The organism is Streptomyces sp. PT12, assembly GCF_003311645.1.
Taxonomy (GTDB): Bacteria; Actinomycetota; Actinomycetes; order Streptomycetales; family Streptomycetaceae; genus Streptomyces.
Genome location: NZ_QEST01000150.1, coordinates 1 through 217 on the forward strand (window position 1 = coordinate 1; position 217 = coordinate 217).

Annotated in this window: 1 protein-coding gene; it reads right to left on the reverse strand. The window is 68.7% G+C overall.

Features of this window, described 5'->3' with window-relative positions; translation table 11 throughout:
- The coding region (locus tag DEH69_RS17430; protein ID WP_147255655.1) for a hypothetical protein at window positions 1-217 on the reverse strand (217 nt) is incomplete at both ends.

The following is a 217-nucleotide window of genomic DNA, read 5'->3' on the forward strand; positions in this document are numbered from 1 at the left end:
TGCCGCACCCAGTAGTCGGCCGAGGCGACGTCCTTGGGGAAGCGGATCTCCGGGCGGTGGTAGGTGAGGGACTCGGCGACCGCGCGGAAGTCGTCCAGCATCGGGTCCATCAGCGGTGAATGGAACGCGTGGGAGACCTTCAACCGGGTCTGCTTGCGCTCGGAGAAGCGTGCGGCGACCGCGTCCACCGCGTCCTCGGCACCCGAAACCACCACGG